Below are 8515 nucleotides of genomic sequence, written 5' to 3' on the forward strand. Positions count from 1 at the left end.
CAGTAGGTGGCCGGGATGCAGGGCGTGAGTAAGCGGTGGCAGGTCACGGAGCGGGACGTGGCCTGGTTGGCGTGGATCGGCCGATGGCGTGGGGCAACGTCTGTGCAGGTCTCGGCAGAGTTCGCTGGCCGCGGCGAGTCGGCCCCGAAGACCGTGGTCGACCGGCGCCTGAGAGGCCTGAAGGAGATCGGCCTGGCCGAGATGCACCGGATGGTGCACGACCTGCCGAGCGCCTGGTCCCTGACCCGCGAGGGCATGAACGTCGCCGGCGTGGCCGGCCGCGTTCTGAAGCCCCGCCTGGCCGACTTCCGCCACGACCACGAAGTGATCATGATCGCCCGTCAGGTGGCTGTGGATAAGCCCAGCCACCAGCTGGTCACCGAACGCGAAATCCGTCGCCTGGAGACCCCCGACGGTGGGGTCCTGAAGGACCCGAAATACTCCGTCCGGATGATGGGGACCGGGCGGTCGCTGCGATGGCTCTACCCCGACCTCGTCAGCGTCTCGCCCGAGGGCCAGACCTGGGCCCACGAGCTCGAGGCCTCCAGGAAGGACAGCCGACGGCTGGTCCGCCTGATGATGGCCTACATCTACGCTGACCACATCACGGGCGTGCGGTACTACGCCGTGCCCCAAGTTGAGGCGACCGTGAAGGCCGCGGCGGCCGAGGCCAACGCGGCCGCCGCCGAGATCGGCCGGCCACGCAAGATCTTCGTCCAGCCGTGGCGCGACATCTCTCCTCGTCCTGCGACCTCCACCTCGCTGGGGCGGGCTCTACCACCAGAGGATGCCTACAGTGAGTGATCAACTGCGGGGGCAGGTTGACAACAGGCCGCTGCTGCCACGCCGTGGCACCGTGGCCGACAAGGAGACCACCGATGTCGAGGCGATCCGCCGCGGCATCCTGATGGTGCTCGCGCTACTGAACCCGGTAGCCGGTGTGCTGACAGTGGCAGCCGTCGTGGCTGCCAATCGCGTTCCAGCGCTTCGGGCCCTGCCGGCCCGGAAGCTGTTCTTCTGGTCCGTCCTGCCGACCACGGTGGTCGTCCTGGGAACCGTGTACCGGCTGTACCTGCAGCCTTGGATCGAGGCCTGGCGAAGCTTTTCCGCGCCCCTGATCGGCGGCGCGGAAGGCGCGGGCGTCGGCGGCCACCTGGAGGCGCTCAGCGCGACCGCGGCCGACCGCTGGCCGGTCTGGCTGCTGCAGCAGCTGCCGATCTCGATCGTCGGCGCGATCTCGATCGCGCTGTTCGTTCTGTGGCGCCGGCAGCGCTACAACGCCGACTTCCGCGAGATCACGCCGCTGGCAGACCCCGCGGCGGTGGCTGCCACGGTGGCCGCCATCGATCAGCCAGTGCCGGGAGCGGTGCCGGCGCCTCGGGCGGCGTCGACCGCGGATCTGAGGCTACGGCTCGGCGGCCGAGCCTCCGACGCGTCGGTGTACGAGCTCGAGGGCGCGGCGGTCCTGATGCACATGCTGGTCATCGGACCGACCGGGTTCGGCAAGACGACGACGATCAACCGGCTGACCTGGGAGACGACCGGTGCCGACACTGCTCGGCACCTGGGCAACTCCCACATCATGTTCGACCTCAAGGGCGACGTGGAGGTCATTGAAGACCGGGCCGCGATGGCGGCCGCTGCCGGGAAGCGGCTGCACGTCATCACCCTCGACGGCCGCGGCGCGACCAGCAGCTACAACCCGCTCAAGCACGGTACGCCGGACGAGATCAGCAACAAGCTGATGCAGTCCGAAGAGGCCTCGGCCGATGGCGGCTTCTCCGAGCCGTACTACCGCGCTATCGGAACCCGCTGGCTGCAACTGGCCTGCCGAGCCCTCGTCGACCTGGTCGACCGCGAAGTCCAGCTGGTCGACGGGCGGCGCCGCCGTGCCTGGCGGCGTGACCTGCCTGACCTCGTGCGGCTGCTGCACCCCGACCGGATGTCGCGGGTCGTGGCGGAGTTGTCGCCGCAGACCGCCGACCTGCTGAACAACTTCATCGTCGTCGAAGGCGGCGAGGACAAGGACTTCGCGCGCTCCCTGAGCGGCATCTACCACCGGTACGCCGCGATCTCGGAGTCCGCGGCCGGCGCCGTCCTGGTCGACCAGCCTGGCGGTCTGGACCTGTACGACGCGATCCAGGGCGGGGACTACGTCGTGTTCAGCCTCGACGCGGCCACCGACAAGGCGGCCGCGCGTCGCATCGGGAACCTCGCGTTGCAGGACCTGACCAACATCGGCGGCCGCCTTCAGGCCGAGAAGTTCCGCTACACCGGCCGGTCCTGCTTCGTCGTGGTCGACGAGTTCTCCGCCCTCGGCGGCTCCGCGCTCGAGGCGTTCTACGCCCGAGCCAGGGGCGCCGGGATCATCGCGGCGATCTCCACCCAGAGCGTCGCCGACCTGCGAGCGGTCTCGCCCGAGTTCGAGGAAGCCGTCAAAACCAACGGCAACGTCGTCATCCTCCACCAGCAAAAAGGCGAAGCCGCCGACGACTGGGCCAAGTGGATCGGGACCCGCCAGGTCTACAAGGAGACCCTCCAGGTCTCCGATGACGCCGACGTACTCGGCACCAAGACCGCCGCTACCGGCGTCGGCAGCCTGCGCGCGGTCGACGAGTTTGTCCGCCACCCCAACCTGCTGAAGTCGCTCGGCCGGGGCCAAGCGATCGTCATCACAGCCCACCCGACCAAGACCGAGGCGCTCGTGGACATCGCGCCACCGCCGCGGATGCCGGTCGTCGCGGTCCCCTCGACACGTGCACCCAGGCCGACCCCCGGACCTGAACCAGCGCGACAACCACCGCTCCCGTTGCCGGTCCAGGACCTCACCGACGCCGGTCAGGCCGCTGCGACGCCGGCTGCTCAACCAGTCGATCCGAGTGGGGGTGCACCGGATCCGGGGGAGGGGCTGACCGGGCAAGAGCTCGCGGAACTGTTCGGCGACCTGGTCCAAGCCGACGACGAGGGCCCGTCGGCCAAGACCACACCCGATTCGGAGGCCGCACCAGAGCCCGCGGCCGAGTCAGCCAAGGAGCCGGCGGCGCAGGCCTGGCCGCCTCCGACCGAGCAGTGGTTCAGGAAGAAGACCGACGACTGACCCTCGGGGTCGACGTCGGAACGACCTCCACCTCCGGCCGGCAGCGGCAACCCTGGCCGATAGCCGGCCGGAGGACGGGTTGGTGGGTGGCGGGTGAAGTGAACGGGGCTCTGCCCCGGACCCCGCCCTAACCTGCTGAGAGCCGGGGAAGGGCCGGTGTGTCTCTCGTCGATCAGGTGGGCAGAGCCGACCACACCGAGCGGCCACCCTCCAAGGGTCGAGCAAGCTCGATCCCTCCTGCGTCGGGCAGACCCTTTCCGGGCGACCACTCGGCGCGGTCCCCCAGTGGGCACCTGACCAACGAGAGACACACCTTCAACAGCGGTCGGAGCCTGTATCACGAAACCCAATGTGGTTTACCTCACTAACAAGATTTTAGCTTGCTAAAGAATCTTTAGTACAGTAAACTTTCAGTATGAGCACAGAGCAGAACACCGAGAACAGCTGGACCGACGCCCCGCGATCCGACAAGCCGTCGACCGGCTGGTGTGTGGACGGCTACCTGCACACCAGCCCGCGGGAGGCCTCCGGCCCCGGCAGCCGCCTGTGTACGAGCTGCATCGAAGACGGATGGGGCAGCGAGTGCCCGGTGTGCGACCGTCCCGGCGGCGCGCGCACGAGCTCCGGTTTCTGCTCCCGCGCCTGCGAGGAGGCGGCAGCGCCGCTGACCATCCAGGTTCGCGGGGGACAGCTCTTGTCCGGCGGCATGGAAGCCGAGCGGCTGCGGGTCGCCGAGATCAGCGACGGGGAAGCGGCAGCGATCGCGAGCCTGTACCAGACCCCCGGAGGATACGGCGCGGTGTTCGCCGCCTTCGCCTCCGGCTGTGAGGTCGACGTAGACGAGCTGATCGACGCGATCGCCCGCGAAGCCTGCATCACGCCCGCCGCCGAACTCGGCCAGCTCGCCGCATGGATCTCCGACACCACCGGCGAGCAGCTCGCCGAAGACATCGCGGTCCGGCTGGGTGCCCGCGACCCCTTCTGACCTGTTCCCACCAACGACAGAGGCGACGACGAATGAAGATCCAAGTACGTGAAACCCACCTCCTGACCACCGACCTTGAAACCGAACTGTGGAAGGTCGAGAACGGCCAGCAGCGCTACATCTCCGACGCCGCTGCGGTGACGATCGCCGGTTGGTTCCAGTCGTCCGTCCTGGCCGGTGTGGCCGGGAGGGTCCTGGGCGCGTTCGCGGCAGGCCGCGCGGTCGATCACTGCGAACTACTCGCCGACATCGGCCACGCCGAAGGCAACCGGGACGTGCGCGAACTGCGCCACCTCGTGACCTGGGTGACCAAGACGCAGATGTCCGGGGGAGTGGAGCAGGCCGGCCGAATCGAGACCGAAAGCACCTGGGCCGCAGCCGAGCGGGCGCACGGCGAGCGTGAGAAGCAGATCCGGGCCAGCCTCGACGCCGACGCCAACGGCCGCGCCGCCGGGCACCACGCAGCCCGGACCGCCGGACCTGACAGCGCCGCCGTCCGCGAACAGCTCGCCGAGGAACACGGCAACGGGGGATACCCCGATGGACCGCTGGCGGCCGACTACCGCGCCGGATTCGCGTTCGGCTGGGCGACCTGGACGAGCCACCGCGACACCCAGCCCGCACCGGAGCCCGAGCCGTTCCAGCCCCACGACCCCGCAGCGCTCGCCGCCTGCCTCAAGTCCTACGACGCGCTACAGCCCACCCGCGCGAAGCTGGCAGCGATGGCCGAGGCCATCGACGGCGACGACGACCGCCAGGAAAGGTACGAAGAGGAACTGTCCTGGTACGAGACCGAGGCCCGGGTTTTGCTGGACGAGTTCGTGACCGCCCTGCGTGGCCAGACCAAGGCCCAGCGCGTCCACTACGCCGAACTGAGCGAGGGCGACATCGTCACCGAGCACGACACCCAATTCCGGGTGATCACTCGCGGCCAGGATCTGCGCGGCCGCCGCGTCGTGCACTGGGTCAGCACCGAAGCCGTGACCGAGCCCAGCGACCAACTGCGGCCGTTCGTGACCGAGATCGGCGGATCACACCGGCTGCAGAGCCGCGAAGATCTCGCCTACGTCTACCGGATCGCTCCCGAAATCCAGCTTGACCTTTAAGAGGCAATAAGAGATAATAAGAGACAAGAGACGAAGGAGAACCTGAGATGCTGCAGACCGACGAGACCAGCGGGACCGCCCGCGCCGAGGCTGAGGCCCGGGGGATGGACGAAGGCTGGAGCGCCGCCAACTACGCCGCCGCCTACGGCCAGTCCGGCGAGTCACTGGCCGACGAGGCCGCGCGCCGCGCCTGGGAAAGGTACTCGGACGCCGCAGTCGAATGCTGCGCGTACGTCTCCGGGTTCACCGAAGGTGCCGAGCGCTACGAGGCCGACCAGTGGCAGGACGGCACCCCCCGGCACGACGAGGCCGACGACCAGGACGGCCAGCAGTGAGGCGGCTTCGGCTGTTCACCCGCAGGACGGAAGCGGAAAAGGACCTCGCGGTCCTGGAGCGCGAGTTGAAGCGGACGCGCAAGGGGATGCGCAAGCACCGCGTGCGTTGCCCGCGCGGTGAAGAGCTGGCGCACGAGGAATTCCTACTGCTGGGTCAAGTCCGTCGGGCGCGCGAAGCGGTCGAACAAGAATCTGCCCACGAGATTTAAGAGACTTCAAGAGATAAAAGGATCACCAGAGATGGCTACCACCAAGACCCGTCGCAAGACTCGCAAGACCTACACCGACGAGCAGCGCCAGGCGTTCCAGGAGCGTCACGCCGCCTTAGCGGCGGAGGCTGACGCAGCGCTGACCGATCCGGAGCTCGGCGCGCGGGTCGCGGCCTTGCTGGGCGGCGGTAGCCGCCTGCTGTCCTACAGCCTGCGCAATCAGGCCCTGTTGATGAAGCAGGCCGCCGAGCGGGGGATGTCCCTGCACGAGGTCGACACCTTCAAGGGCTGGCAAAGCCGGGGCCGCCAGGTCCGCAAGGGAGAGAAGGGGCTTCAGATCGTGCGGCCGCGCGGTCGCGACGGAGGCCAGGAGCCGAACGAGGCCGACGCGGTAGAAGCGATTGTGCTTCCACGCGAGGAGGCAGCCGGGGAGGAGGAAGGCGGAAAAACCCGGTTCCGGGTGATGACCGTTTTTGAGATCTCCCAGACCGAGGGACCGGAAGAGACCGACGTCATTGCCGACGAGGCGGGCGAGGTGACGTTGTTTCAGAGTCTCGCCGACCAGGCCGAGCGCTACGGCTACAACGTCAGCATCTGGGCCGAAGACGTGTTCCCGACGGGCGCGGTAGAGGTCGACCACGAAGCCGCCAGCATCGCAGTATCCGAGGCGGCCGACTCGGCCGAGGTGCTGTCGAAGCTCGCCCAGGAGATCGCCGCAATCGCTGTCGTGAAGGCCACTGAGAGCGCGGCCCGACGAGCCGCCCGACCAACCGGCGAGGCCGACCAGGTCCCCACCATCACCGTCCGTTGATCCCAGGCGCGCCCGGTCACGGGGCCGGGCGCGCCGCTGCCAGAAAGGAACACACCGTGGAGCGCGTGAACATCCAGGCCGACGAAGTCGGACTGATCCGGGCCGAGTTCGCCCATGACTGGCGGTACGGCGTGACCACCTACCGGGTGAACGCCGCATGGGTCTCCGGTGTGTTCGTGCTCGGCATCGAGCCGCGCACGGGTGAAGGGTCGGCACTCATCGATCAGGACTCCGAGCGGCTGCGGGTCGAGTTCGGCCGCCGCGACGGCGGCGACCCGTATTACAGCCACCACCGGCACCGCGCCGACCTGCCATGTGTGAACGGCGTTGAGCTGCTAGGGACCGTCGGGGTCAACCTTGAGCAGCTCCGCCGCGAGCGCCTCACCGGCGAAAGGATGTACGTCGGCCGGGCCACCGGGCCGGGTCCCGCTCCCGAGGCGACGCGACGCCGTACCGCGCTCGTCATCGATGCTTTGGCCTACCACTGGCTGAGCCTGCCCGAAAACTACGCGCTGCGGCTGCACGCCGCGCGTGCCGTCGTCGGCGAGGTGATTTCCGAGCGGGCGCGCCGGATCAGGTCCGCCCGCGATGAGCTGGCTTCGGCGCAAGCCGAGATAGCCGCCGCCGAGGCTGAGATTGCCGCCGTGCTGCGGTTCAAGGCGATCGGCGAGACCGAGGAGGCTGCGGCGTGAGGGGCGCTCAGAAGGGGACCCAGCGCGGCGGTAGTCGAATCTTCGGGGCATTGAGCCCCTCAGCTCCGAGCTGCCGCGCGGTGGCCGGCCTGGTCGGAAAGCGACCGGCCGAAGAACCACCACCTGAAAGGAACGACACCTTCAGGAGTTGGCCCGCGGGTGGCTGGCCTCGATGGTCAGCTGCCGGACAGCTCGGGAGAGGGGGCGCGGTGCCGTAGCCTCCCGCGCCGGCTGCAGTACCACCGGCGAGCCCGCCGAGCCAGAGCTCAGGCCGTTGCAACAACCTGCAATTCGTCCAAAAAACCGCGACCAGGACCTGCGACACCCGCTAGCGTCCCAATCTGTCAGGAGACAAAGAGAGACAATGGAGACAATAAGAGACCGAGTGCCGACGCGCACTCCAACTAGAGAGATCCACCGCCGTGAGCGACGACTCCGAGACCCCGCCCGCCGCGAAGAAGACGCGCGACAAGTGGCGGATCCAGGCCTGGATCTACGACGAGACCGAGGATTCACGCATCCGCAACTGCGAGGCGGCCGTCGGCCGGCTCGAGGGCTATGCGGACCTCAGCGACTTCATCGTGCAGTCAGTGATGAAGGAAGTCACCCGGCTCGAGAAGAAACGCAACGGCGGCCGGCCGTTCCCGCCGCCGCCGGAATCGGTACATCGCCGCGGACGAGGCCGAGCGCCCCGACCCGGCAAGGCAGTGGAGTAGCCGTCCAGGTCCCCACCGACCACCTCGGAACTACTCGCGGCCGATCCACCACACCTCACCACCAGCCAGCGAGCTACTCCGAGAGGACTTCGTCATGACCGAGCACCACTTCGTCGGCAACCTGACCGCCGACCCCGAGCTGCGCACGACGACCACCGACAAGTCCGTGGCCGAGTTCCGGATCGCTGTCAGCGACCGGTACCGCGACGCCCAGGGCACATGGGTGGAGACCGAGCCCGTCTACTGGCCCGTCCAGATCTGGGGAGAGCCGGCCAAAGCGGTCAAGGCTCACCTCCGCACCGGCTCGAAGGTGATCGTCGTGGGCGAACTGCGCAACCAGGCATGGGAGGACCCGCAGACCAAGGAGAAGAAGAGCCGGCGCCTGATCCAAGCGCGGTACGTCGGCCCGGCCCTGGGCGACCAGCCGCGAAGCCACACCGCGCAGCCAGGTACGACGAACTCTCAGAGCGCGCCGACCGGGGTGGCGGATCCGCAGTGGGCCGACGCCTAGAACTGCGAAGCGACCGCAGGAGCCTTTTCACCAAAGCGAGACAAGGACTGTTC

At 68.4% G+C, this 8515-nt stretch carries 9 protein-coding genes; all 9 read left to right on the forward strand.

Going from position 1 to position 8515, the window contains the following annotated elements:
• The first annotated feature begins 15 nt into the window (after positions 1-15).
• The 9 genes from ACQPXM_RS41465 (at position 16) to ACQPXM_RS41505 (ending at position 8462) form a co-directional block, all read left to right on the forward strand.
• Positions 16-804 carry a hypothetical protein gene (locus ACQPXM_RS41465; protein WP_432951287.1) on the forward strand — a complete coding sequence of 263 codons (789 nt, stop codon included), beginning with the start codon at positions 16-18 and terminating at the stop codon, positions 802-804.
• The gene (locus ACQPXM_RS41470; protein ID WP_432951289.1) at positions 797-3097 is read left to right on the forward strand and encodes a type IV secretory system conjugative DNA transfer family protein; all 2301 of its coding nucleotides are present in this window, start codon (positions 797-799) and stop codon (positions 3095-3097) included. Before ACQPXM_RS41465 ends, ACQPXM_RS41470 begins: the two co-directional genes overlap by 8 nt.
• 415 nt (positions 3098-3512) lie before the next feature.
• Positions 3513-4082, forward strand: coding sequence for a hypothetical protein (locus ACQPXM_RS41475; protein ID WP_432951291.1), 570 nt, complete (start codon positions 3513-3515; stop codon positions 4080-4082).
• A gap of 32 nt (positions 4083-4114) precedes the next feature.
• Complete coding sequence (locus tag ACQPXM_RS41480) at positions 4115-5188, forward strand: hypothetical protein (RefSeq protein ID WP_432951292.1); 1074 nt, start codon at positions 4115-4117, stop codon at positions 5186-5188.
• 47 nt (positions 5189-5235) lie between these two features.
• Positions 5236-5523, forward strand: coding sequence for a hypothetical protein (locus ACQPXM_RS41485; RefSeq protein ID WP_432951294.1), 288 nt, complete (start codon positions 5236-5238; stop codon positions 5521-5523).
• Positions 5524-5763: 240 nt separating this feature from the next.
• Positions 5764-6543, forward strand: coding sequence for an ArdC family protein (locus tag ACQPXM_RS41490; RefSeq protein WP_432951296.1), 780 nt, complete (start codon positions 5764-5766; stop codon positions 6541-6543).
• A 56-nt stretch (positions 6544-6599) separates the two neighbouring features.
• Positions 6600-7235: a hypothetical protein gene (locus ACQPXM_RS41495; protein WP_432951298.1), complete on the forward strand. Its 636-nt coding sequence runs from the start codon at positions 6600-6602 to the stop codon at positions 7233-7235.
• A 422-nt stretch (positions 7236-7657) separates the two neighbouring features.
• Positions 7658-7951 carry a ParB family protein gene (locus ACQPXM_RS41500; RefSeq protein WP_432951300.1) on the forward strand — a complete coding sequence of 98 codons (294 nt, stop codon included), beginning with the start codon at positions 7658-7660 and terminating at the stop codon, positions 7949-7951.
• A gap of 94 nt (positions 7952-8045) precedes the next feature.
• Complete coding sequence (locus ACQPXM_RS41505; RefSeq protein WP_432951302.1) at positions 8046-8462, forward strand: single-stranded DNA-binding protein; 417 nt, start codon at positions 8046-8048, stop codon at positions 8460-8462.
• The last annotated feature ends 53 nt before the right edge of the window (positions 8463-8515 follow it).

Origin of the sequence: Kribbella sp. CA-253562, from assembly GCF_050942265.1 — a bacterium.
Taxonomy (GTDB): Bacteria; Actinomycetota; Actinomycetes; order Propionibacteriales; family Kribbellaceae; genus Kribbella.

Bases quoted from the DNA above. Each gene is read 5' to 3' on its own strand.
- ACQPXM_RS41465 (WP_432951287.1), top strand. From the start codon at position 16: ATGCAGGGCGTGAGTAAGCGGTGGCAGGTCACGGAGCGGGACGTGGCC.
- ACQPXM_RS41475 (WP_432951291.1), top strand. From the start codon at position 3,513: ATGAGCACAGAGCAGAACACCGAGAACAGCTGGACCGACGCCCCGCGA.
- ACQPXM_RS41480 (WP_432951292.1), top strand. From the start codon at position 4,115: ATGAAGATCCAAGTACGTGAAACCCACCTCCTGACCACCGACCTTGAA.
- ACQPXM_RS41485 (WP_432951294.1), top strand. From the start codon at position 5,236: ATGCTGCAGACCGACGAGACCAGCGGGACCGCCCGCGCCGAGGCTGAG.
- ACQPXM_RS41490 (WP_432951296.1), top strand. From the start codon at position 5,764: ATGGCTACCACCAAGACCCGTCGCAAGACTCGCAAGACCTACACCGAC.
- ACQPXM_RS41505 (WP_432951302.1), top strand. From the start codon at position 8,046: ATGACCGAGCACCACTTCGTCGGCAACCTGACCGCCGACCCCGAGCTG.